At 52.7% G+C, this 25,371-nt stretch carries 21 protein-coding genes; 14 read left to right on the top strand and 7 right to left on the bottom strand.

Annotation, left to right across the window (positions count from 1 at the left end):
- Positions 1-62 precede the first annotated feature (62 nt).
- Genes eptA through pmrB form a run of 3 tightly spaced genes read left to right on the top strand, consistent with a single transcriptional unit; the run spans position 63 to position 3,472 of the window.
- Complete coding sequence (gene eptA / locus WC5_RS16700) at positions 63-1,706, top strand: phosphoethanolamine transferase EptA (protein WP_010349934.1); 1,644 nt, start codon at positions 63-65, stop codon at positions 1,704-1,706.
- Positions 1,703-2,371 (top strand): two-component system response regulator BasR, encoded by a 669-nt coding sequence (gene basR, locus WC5_RS16695; RefSeq protein ID WP_000697918.1) that lies wholly within the window; start codon positions 1,703-1,705, stop codon positions 2,369-2,371. Before eptA ends, basR begins: the two co-directional genes overlap by 4 nt.
- A complete protein-coding gene (gene pmrB, locus WC5_RS16690) occupies positions 2,372-3,472 on the top strand; it encodes a two-component system sensor histidine kinase PmrB (protein ID WP_001052143.1) in 1,101 nt (366 codons plus the stop codon).
- On the opposite strand, the gene pmrR is transcribed toward pmrB, so the two are convergent.
- The 4 genes from pmrR to crfC form a co-directional block, all read right to left on the bottom strand.
- A complete protein-coding gene (gene pmrR / locus WC5_RS23590; protein WP_000797657.1) occupies positions 3,448-3,537 on the bottom strand; it encodes an LpxT activity modulator PmrR in 90 nt (29 codons plus the stop codon). The genes pmrB and pmrR overlap by 25 nt on opposite strands.
- 114 nt (positions 3,538-3,651) lie before the next feature.
- Complete coding sequence (gene proP / locus WC5_RS16685; RefSeq protein ID WP_010349933.1) at positions 3,652-5,154, bottom strand: glycine betaine/L-proline transporter ProP; 1,503 nt, start codon at positions 5,152-5,154, stop codon at positions 3,652-3,654.
- Positions 5,155-5,423: 269 nt separating this feature from the next.
- Positions 5,424-6,296, bottom strand: a complete 873-nt coding sequence (locus WC5_RS16680) for a diguanylate cyclase regulator RdcB family protein (RefSeq protein WP_000169205.1) — start codon at positions 6,294-6,296, stop codon at positions 5,424-5,426.
- The gene (crfC, locus tag WC5_RS16675) at positions 6,293-8,521 is read right to left on the bottom strand and encodes a clamp-binding protein CrfC (RefSeq protein WP_000288531.1); all 2,229 of its coding nucleotides are present in this window, start codon (positions 8,519-8,521) and stop codon (positions 6,293-6,295) included. The genes WC5_RS16680 and crfC overlap by 4 nt, the downstream gene beginning before the upstream one ends.
- Positions 8,522-8,921: 400 nt before the next feature.
- On the opposite strand from crfC, the gene WC5_RS16670 reads away from it, so the two are divergent.
- Both WC5_RS16670 and yjdN read left to right on the top strand, forming a co-directional pair.
- Entirely contained in the window at positions 8,922-9,257 is a 336-nt protein-coding gene (locus WC5_RS16670; protein ID WP_001300891.1) for a zinc ribbon domain-containing protein YjdM, read from the top strand.
- Between the two features lie 139 nt (positions 9,258-9,396).
- Positions 9,397-9,840: a VOC family metalloprotein YjdN gene (gene yjdN, locus WC5_RS16665; RefSeq protein ID WP_001131296.1), complete on the top strand. Its 444-nt coding sequence runs from the start codon at positions 9,397-9,399 to the stop codon at positions 9,838-9,840.
- A gap of 63 nt (positions 9,841-9,903) precedes the next feature.
- Here the strand turns inward: yjdN and yjdP are convergent, their stop codons facing one another.
- Positions 9,904-10,233 (bottom strand): DDRRRQL repeat protein YjdP, encoded by a 330-nt coding sequence (yjdP, locus tag WC5_RS16660; RefSeq protein WP_000820645.1) that lies wholly within the window; start codon positions 10,231-10,233, stop codon positions 9,904-9,906.
- Between the two features lie 68 nt (positions 10,234-10,301).
- A complete protein-coding gene (locus WC5_RS16655) occupies positions 10,302-12,563 on the bottom strand; it encodes a hybrid sensor histidine kinase/response regulator (RefSeq protein ID WP_000940966.1) in 2,262 nt (753 codons plus the stop codon).
- Between the two features lie 113 nt (positions 12,564-12,676).
- Between WC5_RS16655 and WC5_RS16650 the strand changes: the two genes are divergently transcribed.
- The 4 genes from WC5_RS16650 to WC5_RS16635 are packed head-to-tail and all read left to right on the top strand — an operon-like array spanning position 12,677 to position 17,202.
- On the top strand, positions 12,677-14,197 hold the full coding sequence (locus tag WC5_RS16650) for a sugar ABC transporter ATP-binding protein (RefSeq protein ID WP_001089402.1): 1,521 nt from the start codon (positions 12,677-12,679) through the stop codon (positions 14,195-14,197).
- Positions 14,194-15,168: an ABC transporter permease subunit gene (locus tag WC5_RS16645; protein WP_000213465.1), complete on the top strand. Its 975-nt coding sequence runs from the start codon at positions 14,194-14,196 to the stop codon at positions 15,166-15,168. Before WC5_RS16650 ends, WC5_RS16645 begins: the two co-directional genes overlap by 4 nt.
- Before the next feature lie 30 nt (positions 15,169-15,198).
- Positions 15,199-16,140 carry an ABC transporter substrate-binding protein gene (locus WC5_RS16640; RefSeq protein ID WP_001237477.1) on the top strand — a complete coding sequence of 314 codons (942 nt, stop codon included), beginning with the start codon at positions 15,199-15,201 and terminating at the stop codon, positions 16,138-16,140.
- Positions 16,141-16,200: 60 nt separating this feature from the next.
- Complete coding sequence (locus tag WC5_RS16635) at positions 16,201-17,202, top strand: carbohydrate kinase family protein (protein WP_000970595.1); 1,002 nt, start codon at positions 16,201-16,203, stop codon at positions 17,200-17,202.
- Here the strand turns inward: WC5_RS16635 and WC5_RS16630 are convergent.
- A complete protein-coding gene (locus tag WC5_RS16630) occupies positions 17,199-17,906 on the bottom strand; it encodes a response regulator transcription factor (protein ID WP_000805927.1) in 708 nt (235 codons plus the stop codon). The genes WC5_RS16635 and WC5_RS16630 overlap by 4 nt on opposite strands.
- A 290-nt stretch (positions 17,907-18,196) precedes the next feature.
- Between WC5_RS16630 and yjcS the strand changes: the two genes are divergently transcribed.
- From yjcS to mdtP, 5 genes are all read left to right on the top strand, one after another.
- Complete coding sequence (gene yjcS / locus WC5_RS16625; protein WP_010351755.1) at positions 18,197-20,182, top strand: alkyl sulfatase YjcS; 1,986 nt, start codon at positions 18,197-18,199, stop codon at positions 20,180-20,182.
- Between the two features lie 208 nt (positions 20,183-20,390).
- Positions 20,391-20,666 carry a YtcA family lipoprotein gene (locus tag WC5_RS16620; protein ID WP_010351753.1) on the top strand — a complete coding sequence of 92 codons (276 nt, stop codon included), beginning with the start codon at positions 20,391-20,393 and terminating at the stop codon, positions 20,664-20,666.
- Positions 20,667-20,684: 18 nt separating this feature from the next.
- Entirely contained in the window at positions 20,685-21,716 is a 1,032-nt protein-coding gene (gene mdtN / locus WC5_RS16615; protein ID WP_000446396.1) for a multidrug efflux transporter periplasmic adaptor subunit MdtN, read from the top strand.
- Positions 21,716-23,767, top strand: a complete 2,052-nt coding sequence (gene mdtO, locus WC5_RS16610; protein WP_016231494.1) for a multidrug efflux transporter permease subunit MdtO — start codon at positions 21,716-21,718, stop codon at positions 23,765-23,767. Before mdtN ends, mdtO begins: the two co-directional genes overlap by 1 nt.
- Positions 23,764-25,230 carry a multidrug efflux transporter outer membrane subunit MdtP gene (gene mdtP, locus WC5_RS16605; RefSeq protein WP_016231495.1) on the top strand — a complete coding sequence of 489 codons (1,467 nt, stop codon included), beginning with the start codon at positions 23,764-23,766 and terminating at the stop codon, positions 25,228-25,230. Before mdtO ends, mdtP begins: the two co-directional genes overlap by 4 nt.
- Positions 25,231-25,371: the final 141 nt, after the last annotated feature.

Here is a 25,371-nt window from a genome sequence, read left to right on the forward strand (position 1 = left end):
TTAAGGTTGGCTTAACTTTGCTTTGCGAGCATATGCGCACTTTGTTCGATGGAAACACCGTGATGTTGAAGCGCCTTCTAAAAAGACCCTCTTTGAATTTACTCGCCTGGCTATTGCTGGCCTCTTTTTATATTGCTATCTGCCTGAACATTGCCTTTTTTAAACAGGTGTTACAGGCGTTACCGCTGGATTCAATGCATAACGTACTGGTTTTCTTATCGATGCCGGTCGTCGCGTTCAGCGTGATTAATATTGTCCTGACGCTAGGCTCTTTCTTATGGCTTAATCGTCCACTGGCCTGCCTGTTTATTCTTGTCGGCGCGTCTGCACAATATTTCATAATGACTTATGGCATCGTCATCGACCGTTCGATGGTTGCCAATATCATGGATACCACACCTGCGGAAAGCTACGCGTTAATGACACCGCAGATGTTATTAACTCTGGGATTAAGCGGGGTTCTTGCTGCGCTGATTGCCTGCTGGGTAAAAATCAAACCCGCAACCTCACGCCTGCGTAGCGTTCTTTTCCGTGGGGCCAATATTCTGATTTCTGTACTGCTGATTCTGCTGGTCGCCGCGTTGTTTTATAAAGACTACGCCTCGCTGTTTCGCAACAACAAAGAGCTGGTGAAATCCTTAAGCCCCTCCAACAGCATTGTTGCCAGTTGGTCATGGTATTCCCACCAGCGACTGGCAAATCTGCCGCTGGTTCGCATTGGCGAGGATGCACACCGCAACCCATTAATGCAAAAAGAGAAGCGTAAAAATCTGACCATCTTGATCGTCGGCGAAACCTCGCGGGCAGAGAATTTCTCACTCAACGGCTACCCACGTGAAACCAATCCGCGTCTGGCGAAAGATAACGTGGTCTATTTCCCCAATACCGCGTCTTGCGGCACGGCAACGGCTGTTTCTGTGCCATGCATGTTCTCGGATATGCCGCGTGAGCATTACAAAGAAGAGCTGGCACAGCACCAGGAAGGCGTGCTGGATATCATTCAGCGAGCGGGCATTAATGTGTTATGGAATGACAACGACGGTGGCTGCAAAGGTGTCTGCGACCGCGTACCACACCAGAATGTCACCGCGCTGAACCTGCCCGGCCAGTGTATCAACGGCGAATGCTATGACGAGGTGCTGTTCCACGGGCTGGAAGAGTACATCAATAACCTGCAAGGTGATGGCGTGATTGTCTTACACACCATCGGTAGCCACGGACCGACCTATTACAACCGCTATCCGCCGCAGTTCAGGAAATTTACCCCCACCTGCGACACCAACGAGATCCAGACCTGTTCCAAAGAACAACTGGTGAACACTTACGATAATACGTTGCTCTACGTCGACTATATTGTTGATAAAGCAATTAATCTGCTGAAAGAACATCAGGATAAATTTACCACCAGCCTGGTTTATCTTTCTGACCATGGTGAATCGTTAGGTGAAAATGGCATCTACCTGCACGGCCTGCCTTATGCCATCGCACCTGACAGCCAAAAACAAGTACCGATGCTGCTGTGGTTATCGGAGGATTATCAAAAGCGGTATCAGATTGACCAGAGCTGCCTGCAAAAACAGGCACAAACGCAGCACTATTCACAGGACAATTTATTCTCAACCCTGTTGGGATTAACCGGCGTCGAAACGAAGTATTACCAGGCTGCGGATGATATTCTGCAAACTTGCAGGAGAGTGACTGAATGAAAATTCTGATTGTTGAAGACGATACACTGTTATTGCAGGGGCTGATTCTGGCGGCGCAAACCGAAGGCTACGCGTGTGATGGCGTTACGACCGCGCGGATGGCGGAGCAAAGCCTTGAGGCCGGTCATTACAGCCTGGTGGTGCTGGATTTAGGGTTACCCGACGAAGATGGACTGCATTTTCTCGCCCGTATCCGGCAGAAAAAATATACCCTGCCGGTACTGATCCTCACCGCTCGCGACACCCTGACCGACAAAATAGCGGGGCTGGATGTCGGTGCCGATGACTATCTGGTAAAACCTTTTGCGCTGGAAGAGTTACACGCCCGCATCCGCGCCCTGCTGCGACGCCATAATAATCAGGGCGAAAGTGAGCTGATTGTTGGCAATCTGACGCTGAATATGGGTCGCCGTCAGGTATGGATGGGCGGCGAAGAGTTGATTCTGACGCCCAAAGAATATGCTCTGCTCTCGCGGCTGATGCTCAAAGCAGGCAGCCCCGTGCATCGGGAAATTCTCTACAACGATATCTACAACTGGGACAACGAACCCTCGACCAACACCCTGGAAGTGCATATCCACAACCTGCGCGACAAAGTGGGCAAAACACGTATCCGCACCGTGCGCGGCTTTGGCTATATGCTGGTCGCGAATGAGGAAAACTAATTGAATCTGATGCGTTTTCTGCGCCGCCCAATGTCGCTGCGTCAACGGCTGATATTGACCATCGGCGCCATTCTGCTGGTTTTTGAGCTGATTAGCGTCTTCTGGCTATGGCATGAAAGTACCGAGCAAATTCAGCTCTTTGAGCAGGCGCTACGTGACAATCGCAACAACGATCGCCACATCATGCGTGAGATCCGCGAAGCAGTCGCCAGCCTGATTGTTCCCGGCGTATTTATGGTCAGCCTGACACTATTTATCTGCTATCAGGCGGTGCACCGCATCACACGCCCGTTGGCGGAACTGCAAAAAGAGCTGGAAGCGCGCACCGCTGACAACTTAACGCCCATAGCCATTCACAGTGCCACCCTCGAAATCGAAGCGGTGGTTTCGGCGTTGAACGATCTGGTCAGTCGCCTGACCAGCACGCTGGATAACGAAAGGTTGTTTACCGCTGACGTCGCTCACGAACTGCGAACGCCGCTGGCGGGGGTGCGTTTGCATCTGGAACTGCTGGCGAAAACGCATCACATTGATGTAGCGCCGTTAGTCGCACGGCTTGATCAGATGATGGAGAGCGTCTCCCAGTTGTTGCAACTGGCACGCGCCGGACAGTCATTTTCTTCCGGTAATTATCAACATGTAAAACTGCTGGAAGATGTGATCCTGCCCTCCTATGACGAACTCAGCACCATGCTCGACCAGCGTCAACAAACCCTGCTGTTACCAGAGAGCGCCGCCGACATCACCGTTCAGGGCGACGCGACCCTGCTGCGGATGTTATTGCGTAACCTGGTAGAAAACGCCCATCGCTATAGTCCAGCAGGCAGCAACATTATGATTCAGCTGCAAGAAGATGGCGGTGCGGTAATGGCGGTTGAAGATGAAGGGCCTGGCATTGATGAGAGTAAATGCGGAGAGTTGAGCAAAGCGTTTGTACGAATGGACAGCCGTTATGGCGGGATTGGTCTGGGATTAAGCATTGTCAGCCGCATCACACAGTTGCATCACGGGCAGTTTTTCCTGCAGAACCGGGAAGAGGCTTCCGGCACGCGCGCCTGGGTACGGCTGAAGAAAGATCAGTACGTGGCAAACCAGATATAGAGAAAGCTGCTGACTACCAGCACGCTAAACACAGTCGTTAAACTTTCATAAACACGGTTTTTCATTGCACTCTCCTCCGTTGTCCTGGAGGAGAGTATGCGCGTCAGAGATTAAGTGAACCTTAAGAGTTCGATTGTTGGCCTGATAAGAGAATGTCGCATCAGGCAATCCGTTTCAGCTTACTCATCAATTCGCGGATGTTGCTGCACCAGACGGGTACGTTTCGCCTGCAAATCGGCAATCTCGTGGTCAATATCCTCGATTTTCTGCTCGATATTATCGTAATGCTCGACGAGAATTTCCTTCGCTTCCTGCAAATCTGACGCCGCTGGCGTCGCACCTTTCAGTGGACGATTCGCCGTCTCTTTCATGGTCACGCCGGTAATCAAACCAATCACCGCCACTACCATCAGGTAATAGGCAGGCATCATCAGATTATGCGAGCTTTCCACCAGCCAGGCTGCCAGCGTTGGCGTCAGACCGGCAACCAGCACCGAAATATTAAATGCCGCCGCCAGCGCACTGTAACGAATATGCGTCGGGAACATCGCTGGCAAGGTAGAGGCCATAACACCCGTAAAGCAGTTAAGGATCACCGCCAGCATCAGCAACCCGGCGAAAATCAGGCCGATAATATTACTGTTAATCAGGATAAACGCCGGGATCGCCAGCGCAAACAACGCAACACTGCCGAGGATCACAAACGGACGACGACCAAAACGGTCACTCAGCAAGCCCATCACCGGCTGAACAAACAGCATACCGATCATAATCGCGATAATAATCAGCACCCCGTGGTCTTCGGAGTAATGCAGGTTATGCGACAAATAACTCGGCATATAAGTCAGCAACATGTAGTAAGTCACGTTGGTGGCAATCACCAGACCAATACATGTCAACAGACTGCGCCAGTGTTTGGTGGCAATCTCTTTAAACGAGACTTTCGGGCCATCCTGCAAACCTTCGCGGTCACCCTGTTCCAGTTTCTCAACATGTTGCTGGAACGCTGGCGTCTCTTCTAAAGCATGACGAAGATAAAGCCCAATAATTCCCAGCGGCAGCGCGATAAAGAACGGAATACGCCAGCCCCAGTCAAGGAAATTCTCTTCACCGACGATGGTCGAAATTAACACCACCACGCCCGCACCCAGCACAAACCCGGCAATAGAACCGAAATCCAGCCAACTGCCCATAAAGCCACGTTTACGGTCAGGTGAGTATTCCGCAACAAATATCGACGCTCCGGTGTATTCGCCACCGACCGAGAAACCTTGTGCCATCTTACAAATCAACAGCAGAATCGGTGCCCAAATACCAATAGAGGCATAGGACGGTATTAAACCGATACAGAACGTACTGATCGACATAATCACAATAGTGATAGCGAGGATCTTCTGGCGACCATATTTATCGCCCAACATACCGAAGAAGAGTCCGCCAAGCGGTCGAATCAGAAAGGGAACGGAGAAGGTGGCTAGTGCAGCAACCATCTGCACGCTGGGGTCAGCCCCCGGGAAAAATACTTTACCTAATGCGTAAGCAACAAAGCCATAAACACCAAAATCGAACCATTCCATTGCATTACCCAGCGATGCTGCAGTAATGGCTTTTCGCAGTTTACCGTCATCAATAATGGTGACATCACGAAGGGTTATCGGTTTTACTTTTTTCCTTTTCAGCATAGCTTTCCTCGCAGAGTAAGCCCATTTCCGCACGCGTCAGGCAAATCGACGCGGCGCCCGCAAAAGGGGAGCGGGAATTGCAGGGTGCAATCTCTGTAACAAGCGTAGCTGGTTTGCTTACACGATCCGATTAAGGATTGTACAATCAAACCTGTTGACGCCTGAATTGGGCAGTTAATGACCTTTTTACCCTACCAGTGTTTAAATTTGTGATCAACTTCACACATGGATTTCGTTGAGCACTCATTGATGTAACTGATCATTTACAGTCAATTTACAGAGAAGATTTCCTCAACCATCGCGCCCGCCAGACGCTGTGCTGAACAGAGCCGTGGCATCCCCAGCGCGACGGTTTGCCAGCGTTGGGTTACTGACCAGCAAACGGGCTGCTTATCGGCATCGGACCACTTGCCAAGCCAACTTAAAAAGTCAGCATGATCCCCGCCAGTCGGGGTAGTAGGAGAGGAAAACCACTGATGGTAATAATGGCGAGTAGTCGGTGCCGCATTGATACTTTCAGCCAGATATTGCGTCGCTTTCACGCGTAAATCGTCAAGCAACAACGCCGCTGTTTGTGGGTTTCCCAGACGGCAGGCATCACCAAACGCCCCCCAGCGCAGCTCTTCCAGAGCAATAAAACAACGTCCCGGCAGCGACCAGGCGTTGTACGCACCAGTACACCAGCGGGTAAAAATTTGCTCACTCTGCTCACCTGCCTGAACCAGTAACCCTCGTTGCATTAACGCTTTTTCCTTCCAGCGACAGCGGGCAGAAAACCACTCATACAACGCGGCAATTTGCTGGGGAAGTTCCGGGAAAGCGGAGTGCGAGCGGTGATCCATTTTTTGCAATAGCGCCAGATGTTGCGTGATCTGCGTCAGCGCCAGATGGCCGGGATCCAGCATCGCCGCCAGTTTTTCCACCAATGTCAGGCGCAGGCTAAGTGGCGCATTTAACATTCCGGCATTCGCCCACGCCTGAAGCTGTGCGCGCGCAAGGAGCTCCTGCATCAGTCGTTCACGAAACTGCTGCTGATGGGCTTGTGGATAGCGGGCATCATCGCCCTGCGCCAGATCCACCAAAAAGCGGGGATAAACCGACTCCAGTACGCGACCGGAGCCGTCCAGTAACGTCTTTGTCAATACTGTTCTGCCATGAAAAGAGTTTGAATATCATCGCGTAACAACTGAGAGTCCGTATAAATCCAGCCATGAATCACCACGGTCTGCTGCAATTGCTGCTGCATCATCCTGACCACGGATTCATTTTGTTGACGCAGCGCCAGACTATCGCGTAAACGCGCCTGTAATTCCGTCAAACATAACGCGAAATCAGCGAAAAAAGTGTTCATGCTTGCCGTGACAGAATCATCGACCTGAACCGCCAAAGCTTTAGCCATTTGTTGGCAATAAAGGTCTACTTCTTCGGTTAACGTTCGTTGGAGCGCACTGTAATCAACGGCCTCTGGCGGGGATTTCTCACCACCCCGTCCCCAGTCAGGCTGATTCAGCCAGCGCGAGAACGTCTCACGCACAATGCCAAAACGGCTGCTCTGCTCATCCGTTGCTTCCTGGTGGGATATTGCATCGCTGAACAACTGGCGAGTATTGAAGTGTGGGACTGCGCCATGAAAAGCAGGAAAATGAAAGCCGGGGCGAAACCCGGACTCATTCAATTCTGTTTTTACCCGCTGCTCGATGGGGTGAATAACATCGGTTAACACCCGGCAAAGGGTTGATTCCAGTTCAGCAAAACGCAGCGTAAAATCACGGCTGATTTTGGTCTGCGCCGCCTGTAACAGCGTCTCGCAGCGGGTACGAATCTCGCTTAACGACCATGAATCATGTTGAAAAAGTACAGCTAACTGGGTATTCACCTCATCTTGCTGCTGACGCAGAAAGTCGTTGGCTGATACCAGAGCCACCTCGATTTCATGTTTAATCTCGCCACTCACCTGCACCTGATTGAGCTGCAATAGCTGCATATTTTCTTCAACCTGGCGGATATTTTGCCGCAATTGCTCGCAGACGACGTTCAGCCCGTGTGCGCGAAAATCAAGGTATTCCCGCGCTTGTTGGGCATAATTCAACAACTTATGCGAGGCAGATCGCAGAGCATATAACGACGCGTTGGCGTAGGCAGCATGGAGTAATGCCTGAACCGGTTGCGCGAACAGCGAATCTTCCCACAGTTGATCGGCGGCATGACGAATACGGTCGATATCTGCCAGATCGGCATTGCGCCAGCGCCTGCCAAGCGCGGCATGGGCAAAATCCTCCACCCAGCGTTGTTGCTCCGGCGCAGGCAACTTCCCATTGTTAGCTAACTCATGACGTGCCCGATTCGCCAGATAGCCCCACATCGACGATACCGGAAATATCTGCCCTGGCGTAACACAGCCTTTCATCAGCGTTCCGGAAATCAGCGCCCGCACCTGTTCGGCATCGTCACTGTTACGATCCTGCTGATCGAACTTATTGACGAGCACATACAGCGGTACTGATTTCCCCACCGCTAAAACCGCCTCACGCACCTCTTCATCGGAGATTGACTTCAGTTGCGTATAGTCCAGCACCGCCAGCACTGCGGAGGCGCGCGCCAGTTGCTCGTTAAGCATTTTTTGCAGATGCGGTTGTCCGGCTTCATTCGGTCCGGGGGTATCCAGCAACGTCAATTGACCGGGATAACTCTCCAGCCCCGCCAGATGGACAAACTCCACTTCAATTACTGGAATATGCTCAATGGCGGCGTAAGCAGAAAAAGGAAAATCGACGTCCAGCGCCTTCGCCAGACGCACCAAATCATTCAAACTTTTCAGACAATGAAAAATTGGCTGGGCACCAAGATAATATTTTTCAAAAGCAACGCCATTTTCGATCCGCTGCATAAGCGCACGCATATCTTTATCTATTTCCAGCAGTTCGGTCAGATGCTCAATATCGCAATCGCGCAGGCGTTGTTGTAATTGTTGGATTAAACAGTCGATTGGTGCGACATGTGAAAAATGCAGCACCGGTTCTTTTTGCCCCGGCGTATGGCGAATAAGCGTCGGCAGCGCAGTCATAGGGCGATTGCGATTAGGCAGAACTTCAGTGCCAACAATAGCGTTAATGGTGGTTGATTTCCCTGCTTTCATGGTGCCAATAATCGCCAGCACCATTTCCAGACGGGAAATTTTACGCAGCTCATTATTCAGCATCGCATGACGCTCGGCGATATTAGGCTGACTCCAGGGTAAAGTCAGTGGTGGTGCATCTTCTCCGGGCACAGAGAGCGGCATTTTTTCCAGTAACTGCAACTGTTGTCGGGAAAGCTGTAACAGACGCTCAGCCTCCTGACTTAATTCATATATTGTCTGTGTGTACATGGAAAATTCTTCCTTAAGGCAAATTTCATTATTTTTTATTTAGCCAGATCGTTTTTTAGTTCTGTTGTCGGCTTTTATAATTACTGCAGGAAATAATTTTTATATTTAATATATTGTTTTTATTAGGATGAATAAATCTCTTCCGACAAGTTAAAAGTCAGAAAGATAAAATAACAATTTAATTAAAAAAAGAACAAGAAGAGAGTTAACCTTAACTTAAATAATAAACAGAGGCAAAAAGATTATTTTCTTTTTGCGTTGTCTTTCAAATGAAAACGATCGTCGACTAAAATCAGCAGTACCCCCGACAAACTCAGGGATTTTGTGTATAATTGCGGCCTTTTTCGGCAATCTGCCGTTTTTTGGCGCTTTTGCCCTGCTGACTTTTGAGGAAATCCACATGTCATTACCACACTGCCCGAAATGCAACTCCGAATACACCTACGAAGATAACGGCATGTACATCTGCCCGGAATGCGCCTACGAATGGAACGACGCCGAACCTGCACAGGAAAGCGACGAGCTGATCGTTAAAGATGCTAACGGCAACCTGCTGGCTGACGGCGACAGCGTTACCATCATTAAAGATCTGAAGGTGAAAGGTAGCTCTTCGATGCTGAAAATTGGCACCAAAGTGAAAAACATCCGCCTGGTTGAAGGCGACCATAACATCGATTGCAAAATCGACGGTTTTGGTCCGATGAAACTGAAATCTGAGTTTGTGAAAAAGAACTGATTTCGAATGCCGGGTGCGATACATCCGGCAACGGTGCCAAATGCCTGATGCGACGCTTGCGCGTCTTATCAGGCCTACTCTTCATCTGTACAAAATTCAAACTACACTTAACTGACTTCTCTTAACTGAGGTCACCATCATGCCGTTAAGTCCCTATATCTCTTTTTCCGGTAACTGTGCCGACGCGATAGCCTATTACCAACGCGCGTTAGGCGCGGAACTGCTCTATAAAATCAGCTTTGGGGAAATGCCGAAACCCACGCAAGAAAGCACCGAAGGCTGTCCTTCAGGGATGCAATTTCCCGATACTGCCATCGCCCATGCTAACGTGCGCATTGCCGGAAGCGACATCATGATGAGCGATGCCATACCGTCAGGAAAAGCCAACTACTCCGGCTTTACGCTGGTGCTCGATTCGCAACAGGTCGAGGAAGGGAAACGTTGGTTTGACAACCTTGCCGCCAACGGAAAAATCGAAATGGACTGGCAGGAAACCTTCTGGGCGCATGGCTTCGGCAAAGTTACCGATAAATATGGTGTGCCGTGGATGATTAATGTCGTTAAGCAGCAGTCAACACAATAGCCGGGCTTTAATAGCTGATGGGGAGAATTAGGGGGAGGGGTGATGCCTGCTCCATACCCAACATCACCGCCCATACTCATCTTCCATTCTCCGCTCTTCATCTTCCAGCTGCCGACGCTCCTGATCAAGCTGGCGCTGGCGGTCGTCAAGCTGCCTGCGGCGATCTTCAAACTGGCGGCGGCGGTCGTCATATTGTCTGCGACGATCGTCGCTCACTTGACGCTGCCAGCCGTCGTCGCGCGAATCTTCATAGTCACGCCCACGATCAGGGTTATAAGCGTCGTTAATCGCCTGCTGAATATTACCAATCGTGTCGTCGATAATATCGGCCTGAGCCGGAACGGTGGTCAGCGTGAGCAGGGTGAAAAGAAAGAGCGTGGAGTGGCGTTTCATAAACTCGGCCTCGCAACAAAGTTAATACAAGGTAGGCAAACGTATCTGTCGCGAGTAGCGGAGGATTCTCAATTCTCTTGCCCCAATGCCTGCGCCAGTTGCACGCGGGTAAAAGGTTTGCGCAGCAGCGCCACTTCTGGCAACGCGGGGTTATAGCTGGGGCGTAAATCCTGACCGCTGATAAGCAACAGCGTCAGGTGTGGGTAGCGTTTGCGTGCTGCATTGACCACTTCTGCGCCGCTCATACCGCCTGGGAGCATTAAGTCGCTGATAAAGATATCGATTTCCGCTGATGCCGCCAGCAGATCCAGCGCCTGTTCGCCACTGCTCGCTTCCAGCGTCAAATAGCCCAGTAGGTGCAACTGTTCGCAGATTGTCTGGCGTACCGCAGCTTCATCTTCCAGCACCAACACCAGCTTATCGCCGCTGACGGCTGTCTGTTCTACCACCGCTGACGATACATTTTTCGCCGCCAACAACGCACGGGGAAGCTGTAGTCTGACTGTCGTTCCCTGCCCCGGCGCACTTTCGATTTCCACCCTCCCGCCGGACTGACGCACGAAACCATAGACCATCGACAAGCCCAGCCCGCTGCCGCTCCCCGTCTGTTTGGTGGTAAAGAACGGTTCGAACACCTGGTCTTTCACCTCCTGCGACATTCCACAGCCATGATCGATAACCTCCAGAGCCACCATGTCCTGACGCTGCCCACCGCTACGGGTGACACGCTGGTTCCAGGTGCGGATTTTGAGGGTTCCCGTCAGCCCTTCCATCGCATCACGAGCGTTCATCACCAGGTTGATGATGGCATTTTCCAGTTGGCTGACGTCAATCCACGCAGGCCACGCCGGAGACTGCGCTTCAATCTCCAGCGTCAGCGTTGCCGGTAAGGAGTGGCGCATCAATTCGCTTAACTCTTCCAGCAGTGTTTTCAGTTCAATGGCTTGTGGATGTAAGGACTGCTTGCGGGAAAATGCCAACAGCCGTTGGGTCAGTAGCGCGCCACGTTCGGCGGCTTGCTGCGCCCGCTGTATTCGCGGCGCGTCGGGCGAGTCCGTGTTCACCAGCTCCAGGCTGCCAATAATCACCGCCAACAGATTATTAAAATCATGCGCCAGTCCCCCCGTCAGTTGCCCGACCGCTTTCAGCTTCTGGCTGTGCAATAGCGCCTCTTCCAGCCCCTGCCGCTCGGTTTGGGCAATCTCCATCTGCGTGGTTTTCTCTTTCAGCAGCCGTGACGTCCGTTCAAGCGATGCGGTATTACGGGCGAAGACGTTAAAGGCGCGTGCCAGTTCCCCCAACTCATCGCGCCGCTGTAACGCCGGAAAGCTGACGTCTGCTTCACCGTGCGCCAGACGACTCATGGCGCGAGAAATCGCCGTCAGGTTTGAGCCAAGATTGCGATAGATGTACCAACCTGCAAACGCGGTGATCACCACCGCTAACAGGGCAAAGATCATGATCACTCTCTCGCCGGAGCGCAGATCCTGGTAACTTTGCGCTACCCGCTGACCTGAAAGCATCGCCACCTGTTCGGCATAATGGTTAATATCGCTGTTAAGGATCGCCACCAGAGCTTTGATGTGAAACATATACCAGCTAATCGCCAGATCGCTTTGCTCCAGAGCGGCAGAAAGCGGCGCGAGTTTACGTAGTTCATCATTGAAATCAGTAAGTAGCGTATTTACTAACGGCGTATCACTATGAGTCGGCAGCGCAGACATCACTTCAACCAGTTGATGAATAATCGCCTGCGGTGCTGGAGTGGCAATGGCGGCAACAATCAGCCGGTTCATCTCGTTAAGCAAAATATCATCTTGCGCGTGAGTGACTTTTTGCAGATGCCGCAGATAACTTAAGTTTTGATATAGCGAACTTAACAACGCGTTGCGTTCCAGATGCCGCCTTTGCCCCCGCTCCAGCATTCCGCCGACGCTGGTTTGCAGTTCATTGCTGCGCTGGATGATTCGCGCCACCAGCCCGGCGTCCTGCTGTGCTAAAGGCGCTGTCGCCAGTTGCTCAAGTGAGTTTTTTAACGCCCGCTGTGTCTCCAGCAATCGCTCGGCTTCGCCTTTATATTCCAGCGCCCCCACCACCTGTGACAATCGCACCGCCGCCGTCGCCACGTTTGCCGTGTCGCGCGCCAGATTCAGGCTGCCGGTCATATCATCTACCGTTTGCTGCTGCACCTGCTCCTGCATCTGGCTGGCATGACGAAAGCCCATTACCGCCACGCCGCTGACCATCAGCGTCACTGCTACCACCAGCAAATTTAAAAGCAGCAATCGCCCGCGCGCGCTGGCAAAAAAGTGACGTCCGGGGTGCGCCATATCACGCTCCGTGAAGAAAATTCGCAATATGACAAATATGAACGGCTTCTGACATTTTGCATTTACTTTCCTGTGATGGAGTGCTGATATCGACAACCTCGCAGGAGTCCACCATGAACAGCACGCCAGTTCTGGAGATGCGCAATATTGCCAAAGCCTTCGGCAAATTTTATGCGCTCAAAGGGGTGGATTTGACGGTTTACCCTGGCGAGATCCATGCCCTGATGGGGGAAAACGGCGCAGGAAAAAGCACGCTGATGAAGGTGCTGGCAGGGGCTTATACCGCCACCAGCGGCGAGATCCTGATTGATGGCACCCCCTTTCACATTCGCACGCCAAAAGATGCCTTAAGCGCCGGTATTACGCTGATTTATCAGGAGATGCAGCTGGCACCCAATTTGACGGTGGCAGAGAACATTTTCCTCGGCAGCGAGCTTTCCCACGGCGGGCTGGTGCAGCGTAAAGAGATGCTGGTACAGGCGCAAAAAGTGATCGACCGCCTTGGCGCGCAGTTCAAGGCCAGTGATAAAGTCATGACGCTGACCATTGCCGAACAACAGCAGGTCGAAATTGCCCGCGCGCTGCATCGCAACAGCCGCATTCTGGTGATGGACGAACCCACCGCCGCCCTCTCCTCCCGCGAAACTCACCGCTTGTTTGAACTGATTATGCGGCTGCGCGATGAAGGGATGGCGATTATCTACATCAGCCACCGCATGGCAGAAGTGTATGAGCTTTCCGATCGCGTCAGCGTGCTGCGCGACGGGCAATACGTTGGCAGCCTGACCCGCGACAACCTCAACGCTGCTGAACTGGTGCGGATGATGGTTGGCAGGCCGCTGAGCGATCTGTTCAATAAAGAACGCGATATCCTGCCCGGCAAAGCCCGCCTGAACGTTCACCACCTGACCGACGGCGGCAAAGTGCAGCCGAGCAGTCTGCTGGTGCGTTCAGGCGAAATTGTCGGCCTCGCAGGGCTGGTGGGTGCCGGACGTTCCGAACTCGCGCAGTTAATTTTCGGCGTGCGTAAAGCAACGGGCGGAATGATTGAAGTGGATGGCGAACCGGTGGTGATCCACTCCCCGCGCGAAGCCATCGATCTTGGCATTGGATTTCTGACCGAAAACCGTAAAGAACAGGGGCTGTTCCTTGAAATGGCGGCAGCCGAAAACATCACCATGGCAACCCTGGAGCGCGATGCCAGCTGGGGGATGCTCAACCGCAAAAAAGCGCAAACCATCTCCGATGACGCCATTAAGTTGCTCAACATTCGTGTGCCACATTCCCAGGTGCGAGCGGGCGGGCTTTCCGGCGGTAATCAGCAAAAACTGTTGATCTCCCGCTGGGTGGCGATTGGCCCGCGCATTTTACTGCTCGATGAACCCACGCGCGGCGTGGATGTCGGCGCAAAAAGTGAGATCTACCGGATCATGAACGAGATGGCGCGCAAGGGCGTGGCGATCCTGATGATCTCCAGCGAACTGCCGGAGATAGTCGGGATGAGCGATCGCGTTTATGTAATGCGCGAAGGCAGCATTGCCGGTGAGTTAAACGGCAACAACATCACCCAGGAAAACATTATGACCTTAGCGACCGGCGTCAACGACGCTCATTCCCAGGCGGTGCGCTCATGACAACATCTGCAAAGACCTCTGCCAAAAAAATGTTAATGAGCGATCTGATGCAAACGGTCGGCATTTTGCCGATTCTAATCCTGATCGTGGCAGTTTTTGGCTTTATCGCGCCAAACTTTTTTACCGAAAGCAACCTGCTGAATATTACCCGCCAGGCGTCAATCAACATTGTGCTGGCGGCGGGAATGACCTTCATTATTTTGACCGGCGGGATCGATCTTTCTGTAGGTTCAATTCTTGGCACCACGGCGGTAGCGGCGATGGTCGTCTCCCTTAGCCCGGAGTTCGCCATGCTGTCGATCCCGGCTGCGCTGATGCTCGGCCTGCTGCTGGGGTTGTTCAACGGCGCGCTGGTGGCCTTTGCCGGATTACCGCCGTTTATCGTCACACTTGGCACCTATACGGCGCTGCGCGGGGCAGCGTATCTGCTGGCGGATGGCACTACGGTTATCAACTCCAACATTAATTTCGAGTGGATAGGCAACAACTATCTTGGGCCGATCCCCTGGCTGGTGGTCATTGCGCTGGCGGTAATCGTGCTGTGCTGGTTTATTCTGCGCCGTACCACGCTTGGCGTTCATATCTACGCCGTCGGCGGCAATATGCAGGCGGCACGTCTTACCGGCATAAAAGTCTGGCTGGTGCTGCTGTTTGTTTATGGCATGAGCGGCCTGCTTTCAGGGTTGGGCGGGATTATGAGTGCCTCGCGACTGTACAGCGCCAACGGCAACTTAGGCATGGGTTACGAACTGGACGCCATTGCAGCGGTGATCCTCGGCGGCACTAGTTTTGTCGGCGGCATCGGCACCATCACCGGCACGCTGGTGGGGGCGCTGATTATCGCCACGCTAAACAACGGCATGACCTTAATGGGCGTCTCTTACTTCTGGCAACTGGTGATCAAAGGGGCGGTGATCATCATTGCGGTGCTGATCGACAAATACCGTACCCGACATCATCAAAGCGCATAACAACAATACCCTACACATGAGGAATACAGCATGAGATTGAAGCCCTTAGTGACCGCGCTCTGTGCAGGCGCGCTGCTGGTCGCAGCACCGTTCGCCCAGGCGAAAGAACTGAAATCGATAGGCGTGACGGTGGGCGATCTGGCGAACCCGTTCTTCGTGCAGATAACCAAAGGCGCGGAGCTGGAAGCGCGCAAACTGGCAGGCGATAACGTCAAAGTGACGCTGGTGTCCAGCGGCTACGATCTGGGCCAGCAGGTGTCGCAAATAGACAACTTTATCGCCGCCAACGTCGATATGATCATTTTGAATGCTGCCGATTCAAAAGGGATCGGCCCGGCGGTGAAACGGGCGAAAGACGCCGGGATCGTGGTAGTGGCGGTTGACGTAGCGGCAGAAGGTGCCGATGCCACCATTACTTCCGATAACACCCAGGCGGGCGAAATGGCCTGTAAATACATCACCGATCGCCTGAAAGGCAAAGGCAACGTGGTGATCATCAACGGGCCGCCGGTGTCCGCCGTACAGAACCGCGTCGAAGGCTGCCAGACCGAATTTAAACGCCATCCTGACATCAAGGTGCTCTCTGACAACCAGAACGCCAAAGGCAGTCGTGAAGGCGGGCTGGAGGTGATGACCGGGCTGCTGGCGGCAAATCCGAAGATCGACGGTGTGTTTGCGATTAACGATCCCACCGCGATCGGTGCCGATCTGGCAGCAAAACAGGCACAACGTAACGAGTTCTTTATTGTTGGCGTGGATGGTAGCCCGGACGCCGAAGAGGCGCTGAAGCGTGAGAACTCGTTGTTTGTCGCAACCCCCGCGCAAGACCCACAGGTGATGGCGGCGAAAGCCGTCGAGATCGGCTATGACATTTTGCAGGGCAAGCCCGCGCCGAAAGAGCCGGTGCTAATCCCGGTGACGATGATCGACAAAGACAACGTCGGTAATTACAAAGGCTGGACGGTGAAATAAGTCCGAGGCCGGGCGGCGACGCTGCCCGGCGGTAGCGCATTAGCTAATCCAGGAGCTGGCATGATGGAACGTAAAGGTATTATCGCAGCAGGAAATATGCTGGTTGATCACGTCCACCAGATTATCCAGTGGCCGGAGCGCGGCTGGCTGGCGGAGATCACCCACAGTGAACGCTCTACCGGTGGCGCACCGCTTAACGTCCTGCTGACGCTGGCGAAAATGCGCGCCGGGCTGCCTTTGCAGGCGGTCGGACTAATCGGTCAGGATAGCGATGGCGATTACATTATGGCAATGCTGGAGCAATATCACGTCAACCGCCAGCATGTGCAGCGCACCACCTTTGCGCCGACGTCGATGTCGCAGGTGATGACCGATCCCAGCGGACAGCGCACATTTTTCCATTCACCGGGCGCTAACCGGCTGCTGGATCTCCCGGCGTTCGACCAGCTTGATAGCAGCATGAAAATCTTCCATCTCGGCTATCTGCTCCTGCTCGAAAGCCTGGATATGCCAGACGATGTTTATGGCACTCGCAGCGCCCGCCTGCTGGCGCAGATGCATGACGCTGGCTATGAAACCTGTCTCGATCTGGTTTCCCGCAAGGGCGATCCGCGCTATCAGCCGCTGGTATTGCCCGCGTTGCGTCATCTGGATTATCTGGTGATTAACGAACTGGAGGCTGGGGAATTTAGCGGGCTGGAGATTCGTTTGCCTAACGGCGAGCCACATATCGCGCATATTGCCGCCGCCGCGCGCGAACTGTTAGATGCGGGCGTGCGCCAGCGCGTGGTGATTCACTGCGCGGAAGGCGCATGGGGAGAGACGCCAGAACAGGGCGGCATGTGGATACCCTCACGGAAATTAGAACCGCGCGAGATTATCGGTAGCGTCGGCGCGGGTGATGCGTTTTGTGCCGGATTTTTGTATGGCTGCCACGAACGCTGGACGCTTACCGAGAGCATCAAACTGGCACATGCCTGCGCACGCGCGAGCCTGTTATGCGCCAACGCCATCGACGGGGCAAAAACACTGGAAGAGCTGCAAACAGAAATGTCGGATTAATGCACGTCGGCAGCGAAGACATAACCCAGACCGCGCAGAGTTTTAATCAACATTGGCTGATGCGGGTTCAGTTCGATTTTGCGTCGTAGTCGCATGATTAATACGTCGATGGTGCGATCAAACACCTCTATGCTGTCACTATGGGTAAACTCCAGCAACTGCTCGCGGCTCAATACCCGACGGGCGTTTTGTGCCAGAGCCAGCAACAAGCCATATTCGCCCTGAGTCAGCTCAACAAGTTGCTGTCGCGGATTGTGTAGCTGGCAGCGTGTGGTATCGAGATACCAGCCATTAAATGACAGCCCGGCATTTTTCTCCTCATTGACCGCCAGCACGCCAACGCGCCGTAACACCGCTTTTAGTCGCGCGACCACTACCCGTGGGGTAAATGGCTTGCAGATGTAATCATCCGCGCCCATTTCCAGCCCGACCACCACATCAGACTCACTGCCCAGACCGGTCAGCATCACCACCGGCAATGCAGGACGCATTTTCTGTAGTTGTTGTAATACCATCAGGCCGTTGGTATCAGGCAACATCATATCCAGCACCACCAGCGCAATATCAGGATCGCCTTCAATACACGATATTGCCTCCTGTCCGGTATGGCAGACTGAAACCGTAAAGACATGTTCGCTTAACACGTCCTGCAACAGTGCACAGATAGCCGCGTCATCATCCACCACCAGCACCACGGGTTTCATGGTTACACTCCGCATTATTCACCTGATTAATCATTGTGCGTACTTCCTGGCGAAGTGAAAGAGGAAAGCAATATATATAATGAAAATATAATTCATGTCACATTATTGATATTGTTAATAGATATGCCGTACTTTTTCACCTTCAGCACAAATGCCTAATAAAATGGCTCGTTCCGCTCACACTTCCGTTTATTAAAGTCGTCGTTTCCCAATTATGATAACGCCAGCTTTAAATGACGTATTTTGCATGGATTACATATTTACGACATAAATGATAAATGGAGATTTATATGAATAACTCTCAGTTATTCCGTTTGAGCAGGATTGTTATTGCCTTAACCGCCGCCAGCAGCATGATGGTAAATACCGCTTACGCAACAGATGAAGCGAAAGCCGCCACTCAATATACGCAACAGGTAAATCAGAATTACGCCAAATCATTACCGTTTAGCGATCGTCAGGATTTTGACGATGCCCAGCGTGGATTTATCGCCCCGCTGCTCGATGAAGGTATTCTGCGTGATGCGAATGGCAAAGTTTACTACCGCGCGGACGATTACAAATTTGATATTAATGCCGCTGCGCCGGAAACGGTAAACCCCAGCCTGTGGCGTCAGTCGCAGATCAACGGTATTTCTGGCCTGTTCAAAGTCACCGATAAAATGTATCAGGTGCGTGGTCAGGACATCTCCAACATTACGTTCGTGGAAGGCGAGAAAGGCATTATTGTTATCGACCCGCTGGTGACGCCGCCAGCCGCAAAAGCCGCACTTGACCTTTACTTCCAGCATCGTCCGCAAAAACCGATTGTTGCGGTTATCTACACCCATAGCCACGCCGACCATTATGGCGGTGTGAAAGGCATTATCTCTGAAGCTGATGTTAAATCGGGAAAAGTTCAGGTGATCGCTCCGGCTGGCTTTATGGACGAAGCCATCAGCGAAAACGTACTGGCGGGTAATATTATGAGCCGTCGTGCGCTCTACTCTTACGGCCTGTTACTGCCGCACAACGCGCAGGGTAACGTGGGTAACGGCCTCGGCGTGACGCTGGCAACCGGTGACCCAAGCATTATTGCGCCAACCAAAACTATCGTCAGAACTGGCGAGAAGATGATTATCGACGGTCTGGAGTTTGACTTCCTGATGACCCCTGGCAGCGAAGCGCCAGCGGAAATGCATTTCTATATTCCGGCACTGAAAGCCCTGTGTACCGCCGAGAACGCTACTCATACCCTGCACAACTTCTACACCCTGCGCGGCGCGAAAACCCGCGATACCAGCAAGTGGACCGAGTATCTGAACGAAACGCTGGATATGTGGGGTAACGAAGCGGAAGTCCTGTTTATGCCGCACACCTGGCCGGTATGGGGCAATAAGCATATCAATGATTATATTGGTAAATATCGCGATACCATCAAGTACATTCACGATCAAACCCTGCACCTGGCAAACCAGGGCTACACCATGAATGAAATCGGCGACATGATTAAGCTGCCGCCAACGCTCGCCAATAACTGGGCCAGCCGTGGCTATTACGGTTCTGTCAGCCACAACGCCCGTGCGGTATATAACTTCTATCTCGGCTATTACGACGGTAACCCGGCAAACCTGCATCCGTATGGACAGGTGGAGATGGGTAAACGTTATGTGCAGGCGCTGGGCGGTTCCGCACGCGTCATCAACCTGGCGCAAGAAGCGAACAAGCAGGGTGATTATCGCTGGTCGGCAGAACTGCTGAAACAGGTGATTGCCGCCAATCCTGGTGATCAGGTAGCGAAGAATCTGCAAGCCAATAACTTTGAACAGCTTGGTTATCAGGCGGAGTCCGCCACCTGGCGCGGTTTCTACCTGACTGGCGCGAAAGAGCTGCGCGAAGGGGTACATAAGTTCAGCCATGGCACCACCGGTTCCCCGGATACCATTCGCGGTATGTCGGTCGAAATGCTGTTCGACTTTATGGCTGTTCGCCTCGATAGCGAAAAAGCCGCCGGGAAGAATATCAGCCTGAACTTCAATATGAGTAACGGCGATAACCTCAACCTGACCCTGAACGATAGCGTGCTTAACTACCGTAAAACGCTGCAACCGCAAGCCAATGCCTCTTTCTACATTAACCGTGAAGATCTGCACGCCGTGCTGACCGGACAGGCGAAAATGGCGGATCTGGTAAAAGTGAAGAAAGCCAAAATTATTGGCAATGGTGCGAAACTGGAAGAAATTATTGCTTGTCTGGATAATTTTGATTTGTGGGTGAATATCGTAACCCCGAATTAATTCCACTCATTTTCGGGGGCATTCAAGCCCCCGAAAGTATTTATATTAAAAATATGTACAGAAAATTAATACACAATATATATAAGTTATGAATGCGGTGGCTGAATAAAGCTATTTTTATTCATCAAGAAAATAGCCATACTGACGCCTTCAATGGATATTGATATTCACTACAGATATTGTTCGCAGCAGACAGGATGTATTTAATATGCCAACAGTTCTCTCTCGCATGGCGATGCACCTCAAAAAAACAGCCTGGATAGTTCCCGTCTTCATGGTTTCGGGATGCTCATTATCTCCGGCAATCCCGGTGATCGGCGCTTATTATCCCAGCTGGTTTTTCTGCGCCATTGCCAGCCTTATTTTGACGCTCATCACGAGGCGAATTATTCAGCGGGCAAATATCAATCTGGCATTTGTCGGAATTATTTATACCGCCCTTTTTGCTCTCTACGCCATGCTGTTCTGGCTGGCATTTTTCTAATCTATTTGAGATGCGCTCATGGAAAGTACGCCGAAAAAAGCTCCTCGCAGTAAGATCCCTGCACTGCTGGTCGTTGCGCTGGCGCTGGTTGCCCTCGTTTTCGTTATCTGGCGCGTAGACAGTGCGCCATCAACCAACGACGCTTACGCGTCAGCAGATACCATCGATGTTGTGCCGGAAGTCAGCGGTCGTATTGTGGAACTGGCGGTCACAGACAACCAGGCAGTCAAACAGGGCGATTTGCTGTTTCGTATCGATCCTCGCCCTTACGAAGCGAATCTGGCGAAAGCCGAAGCCTCCCTCGCCGCACTGGATAAGCAAATTATGCTCACCCAGCGTAGTGTTAACGCCCAACAGTTTGGCGCCGACTCAGTTAACGCCACGGTAGAAAAAGCCCGCGCCGCCGCTAAACAGGCCAGCGATACATTGCACCGTACCGAACCATTACTGAAAGAAGGTTTTGTTTCTGCTGAAGAAGTTGACCGTGCGAGAACTGCACAGCGCGCTGCAGAGGCCGACCTTAATGCCGTATTGTTGCAGGCGCAGTCAGCCGCCAGCGGCGTCAGCGGCGTCGATGCACTGGTCGCCCAACGTGCAGCGGTGGAAGCGGATATCGCGCTGACCAAACTGCATCTGGAGATGGCAACCGTTCGCGCACCGTTTGATGGTCGGGTTATTTCCCTCAAAACCTCGGTTGGACAATTTGCCTCCGCAATGCGCCCTATTTTCACGCTAATCGATACCCGTCACTGGTACGTTATTGCCAACTTCCGCGAAACCGATCTGAAAAATATTCATGCCGGTACGCCTGCGACAATTCGCCTGATGAGCGACAGCGGCAAAACCTTCGAGGGTAAAGTGGATTCCATTGGCTACGGCGTGCTGCCGGATGACGGCGGTCTGGTGCTTGGCGGCCTGCCGAAAGTGTCTCGTTCTATTAACTGGGTTCGCGTTGCCCAGCGTTTTCCGGTCAAAATCATGGTCGATAAACCTGACCCGGAAATGTTTCGCATCGGCGCGTCGGCAGTCGCTAATCTTGAGCCGCAATAATGAGCGCCCTCAACTCCCTGCCATTACCGGTGGTCAGGCTGCTGGCGTTCTTTCATGAAGAGTTAAGCGAGCGGCGGCCTGGTCGTGTGCCGCAGACCGTGCAGCTCTGGGTAGGCTGCCTGCTGGTGATTCTGATCTCAATGACCTTCGAGATCCCCTTCGTGGCGTTATCACTGGCGGTGCTGTTTTACGGTATTCAGTCGAACGCGTTTTACACCAAATTTGTGGCGATCTTGTTTGTGGTCGCCACGGTGCTGGAGATCGGCAGCCTGTTTTTGATCTACAAATGGTCATACGGCGAACCATTGATCAGATTGATCATCGCAGGTCCTGTCCTGATGGGCTGTATGTTTTTGATGCGCACCCATCGGCTGGGACTGGTCTTTTTCGCTGTCGCCATTGTCGCTATTTACGGGCAAACCTTCCCCGCCATGCTCGACTACCCGGAAGTGGTCGTGCGTTTAACGCTGTGGTGTATCGTTGTCGGCCTCTATCCAACCTTGCTGATGACGTTAATCGGCGTGCTGTGGTTTCCCAGCCGCGCCATTACGCAGATGCATCAGGCGCTTAATGATCGGCTTGATGACGCGGTACGTCACCTGACAGAAAGTCTTGCGCCGCTACCCGAAACGCGGATTGAAAGAGAGGCGCTGGCGCTGCAAAAACTGAATGTCTTTTGCCTCGCGGACGACGCCGACTGGCGAACCCATAGCGCATGGTGGCAAAGCTGCGTGGCAACGGTAACCTACATTTACTCCACGCTGAATCGCTACGATCCCACCTCTTTTGCTGATTCGCAGGTAATCATTGAGTTTCGGCAAAAATTAGCCGCTGAAATCAACAAGCTGCAACATGCTATTGCCAAAGGGCAGTGCTGGCAAAGCGACTGGCGGCTTAGTGAAGATGAAGCGATGGCGGCACGGGAATGTAACCTGGAGAATATCTGCCAGACACTGTTACAGCTTGGTCAGATGGATCCGCACACGCCGCCAACGCCCGCCGCCAAACCGCCGTCAATGGTCGCCGATGCCTTTACTAATCCGGACTATATGCGTTACGCGGTAAAAACGCTGCTGGCCTGTTTGATCTGTTACACCTTCTACAGCGGCGTGGACTGGGAAGGCATTCACACCTGTATGCTGACCTGCGTGATCGTCGCTAACCCCAATATCGGTTCTTCGTACCAGAAGATGGCGCTACGTTTTGGCGGAGCTTTTTGCGGTGCAATTCTGGCGTTGCTGTTTACGCTACTGGTCATGCCATGGCTGGACAATATTGTCGAATTGCTGCTCGTACTGTCACCGATTTTCCTGGTGGGCGCGTGGTTCGCCACCAGCTCTGAGCGTTCTTCTTATATCGGCACGCAGATGGTGGTGACCTTTGCTCTCGCCACGCTCGAAAACGTCTTTGGTCCGGTTTACGACCTGGTGGAAATACGCGATCGTGCCATCGGCATTCTTATCGGTACGGCGGTATCGGCGGTGATTTACACCTTTGTCTGGCCTGAAAGCGAAGCGCGTGCACTGCCGCAAAAACTGGCCGGCGCGCTGGGTATGTTAGGCAAACTGATGCGTATCCCGCGCCAGCAGGAAGTCACGGCTCTGCGCACTTATCTGCAAATTCGTATAGGTCTACATGCGGCGTTTAATGCCTGTGAAGAAATGTGCCAACGCGTGGCGCTTGAACGTCAACTGGACGGCGATGAACGCGCCTTACTGATTGAACGCTCGCAAACAGTTATTCGTCAGGGACGCGACATTCTTCACGCCTGGGATGCCACCTGGAACTCGGCGCAGGCGCTGGATCACGCGCTCCAGCCGGACAGAGCCAGCCACTTTGCCGATGCACTGGAGAAATACGCTGCCGCTCTGGCAACCGCACTCAGCCATTCTCCCCTGATAACGCTTGAAGAGATACCCGCCTCGCAGGCCATCCTGCCCACCTTATTAAAACAAGAGCAACACGTCTGTCAGCTCATCGCCCGCTTGCCAGACTGGACAGCCCCGGCATTAACGCCCGCCACGGAACAGGCACAAGGAGCCACTCAATGATCAATCGTCAACTTTCATGCTTGTTGTTGTGCAGCATTCTCGGCAGCGCGACGCTGATTTCCGGCTGTGCGTTAGTGCGTAAGGATTCAGCCCCTCATCAACAGCTTAAACCAGAGCAGATCAAACTTGCCGATGATATTCATCTTGCCAGTTCCGGCTGGCCGCAAGCGCAGTGGTGGAGACAGTTCAATGATCCACAACTGGATGCGCTGATCCAACGGACGTTAAGCGGTTCTCACACCCTCGCCGAAGCGAAATTGCGGGAAGAAAAAGCGCAGTCGCAGGCAGATTTGTTAGATGCTGGTTCACAATTGCAGGTGGCGGCGTTAGGGATGCTCAACCGCCAACGCGTCTCTGCCAACGGCTTTTTAAGCCCTTATGCGATGGATGCGCCCGCACTGGGAATGGATGGTCCGTACTACACCGAAGCCACCGTAGGTTTGTTTGCTGGACTGGATCTCGATTTATGGGGCGTACATCGCTCAGCGGTTGCCGCCGCCATTGGCGCGCATAACGCCGCGCTGGCAGAAACTGCGGCAGTGGAACTGTCGCTCACTACAGGCGTAGCGCAGCTTTATTACAGTATGCAGGCCAGCTACCAGATGCTCGATCTGTTAGAGCAAACCCGCAGCGTGATTGATTACGCAGTGAGAGCGCACCAGAGTAAAGTGGCGCACGGCCTGGAAGCGCAAGTACCGTTCCACGGCGCGCGGGCGCAGATTCTGGCGGTCGATAAACAAATTGCTGCCGTCAAAGGGCAAATCACTGAAACGCGAGAATCTCTGCGTGCATTGACTGGCGCGGGCGCCAGCGATATGCCGGAGATCAAACCGGTAGCATTGCCGCAAGTCCAGACCGGTATTCCGCCGACACTCTCTTATGAGTTGCTCGCCAGACGCCCGGATCTGCAAGCCATGCGCTGGTATGTTCAGGCGTCATTAGATCAGGTGGATTCCGCACGGGCGCTGTTCTACCCAAGCTTTGATATCAAAGCGTTTTTCGGCCTGGATTCCATCCACCTGGATACCTTATTCAAAAAAACCAGTCGCCAGTTCAACTTCATTCCGGGTCTGAAATTGCCGTTGTTTGACGGTGGGCGGTTGAATGCCAATCTCGAAGGCACTCGTGCTGCCAGCAACATGATGATTGAACGTTACAACCAGTCCGTGCTGAACGCAGTGCGCGACGTTGCAGTCAATGGCACGCGTCTGCAAACGCTGAATGACGAGCGGAAGATGCAGGCAGAACGCGTAGAAGCGACCCGCTTCACCCAGCGCGCCGCCGACGCCGCCTACAAGCGCGGTTTAACCAGCCGCTTACAGGCAACCGAAGCCGAATTGCCGGTGCTTGCCGAAGAGATGTCATTACTGATGCTGGATAGCCGCCGCGTGATCCAAAGTATTCAGTTGATGAAATCGCTGGGCGGCGGGTATCAGGCGGCTCCCATCACCGAGAAAAAATAAAATGTCTGCCGCGTGATGGCTGTCACGCGGTATTTCGTTTCGTCACGTCAAAACTGACGACAGCCTGTTTTTCGTCAGAGTTTTGAATAAATAGTGCCCGTAATATCAAGGAATGTCCCCAAATAAAATGTGGCATAAAAG

It is taken from the genome of Escherichia sp. KTE114 (assembly GCF_000407765.1).
GTDB lineage: Bacteria > Pseudomonadota > Gammaproteobacteria > Enterobacterales > Enterobacteriaceae > Escherichia > Escherichia ruysiae.